Origin of the sequence: Streptomyces alkaliphilus (assembly GCF_014141535.1) — a bacterium.
Classification (GTDB): domain Bacteria; phylum Actinomycetota; class Actinomycetes; order Streptomycetales; family Streptomycetaceae; genus Streptomyces; species Streptomyces alkaliphilus.
The window spans coordinates 1-1,289 of record NZ_VKHT01001226.1; the positions used below are offsets into that span (position 1 = coordinate 1).

General features: G+C 75.1%; 1 protein-coding gene. It reads right to left on the minus strand.

Translation table 11 applies throughout. From position 1 onward, the window contains the following. Positions 1-63: 63 nt before the first annotated feature. Complete coding sequence (locus tag FNQ90_RS23600) at positions 64-1,194, minus strand: ABC transporter ATP-binding protein (RefSeq protein WP_182608201.1); 1,131 nt, start codon at positions 1,192-1,194, stop codon at positions 64-66. Between the last annotated feature and the right edge of the window lie 95 nt (positions 1,195-1,289).

Sequence of the window (1,289 nt, forward strand, 5' to 3'; positions counted from 1 at the left end):
GGGGAAACCGACAGGGCGGGGGGACGGGGACCGGCGGTCCCCGTCCCCCCGCCCCGTCACCGGTCACGCGCCGGCGAGTCCGAGTTCGTCCGTGCGCACGCAGGCGGCCGCGTGCCCGGGGCCGGTGGTCACCATCGGCGGGGGCTTCCCCGGCACCGCGCACACCTCCGGCCGCGCGTAGGGGCACCGGGTGTGGAACGAACACCCGGCCGGCGGTGCGGCGGCGTCCGGCAGGTCGTCGGGCAGCCGGATCCGGTTCCCCGTCCCGCGCAGCCGTGGGTCCGGGCGGGGCACCGCGGAGAGCAGCGCCTCGGTGTACGGGTGGCGGGGTCGTTCGTAGAGCGAGTCGGTGTCGGCCACCTCAACGATTCGCCCCAGGTACATCACGGCCACCCGGTCGCAGACGTGGCGCACCACCGACAGGTCGTGCGAGATGAAGAGGTAGGTGAGGTCCAGCTCCTCCTGGAGGTCACGGAGCAGGTTGAGGACGGAGGCCCGAACGGAGACGTCGAGCGCGGAGACCGCCTCGTCCGCGACCACCAGTCGGGGCCGGGTGATCAGGGCGCGCGCGATGTTCACCCGCTGGCGCTCGCCGCCCGAGAAGGCGTGCGGGTGCCGGGTGAGGTAGCCGCTGGGCAGGCGCACCATCTCCATCGCCTCCGACACCCGTCGGGTGAGTTCCCGGTCGTCGGTGAGGCCGTGGTTGCGCAGCGGCTCGCCGATGATGTCCCGCAGGGTCATGCGCGGGTTGAGGGAGGAGAAGGGGTCCTGGAAGACCAGCCGCACCTCCCGCTGGAAGGGACGCAGGGCGCGGGTCGACAGGGTCGCGAGGTCCACGGGCTCGCCCCCGGATCGGGGCCGGTAGCGGATGTCGCCGGCGGTGGGGCGGATGGAACCGACCACGCAGCGGCCCAGGGTGGTCTTGCCGCAGCCGGACTCCCCCACCAGGCCGAGGGTCTCCCCGGCGCGGATGGTGAGGTCGACATCGGTGACGGCGTGGACCCGGCCGGTGGTGCGGCCGAGGAAGCCCCGGCGGATGGGGAACTCGACCCGCAGTCGGCGGATGTCCAGGACGGGCTCCCCGCCGGGGGCCGGGCCGGGATCGCCGGGACCCGGGGCGTCCTTCCGGGCGATGGTCACGGGGGGCCGGATGTCCGGGGCGGCGTCCGGGGTGGCTGGAGCGGAGTCGGTCATCGCGGTGTTCCTCCGTTCGGGTCCGTCGCGGCCCCGGGGTCGGCGGCGCCGCGGGGACGGTCGGCGTCACCCTCGTCGGGGCGGGCGTCCTCGTC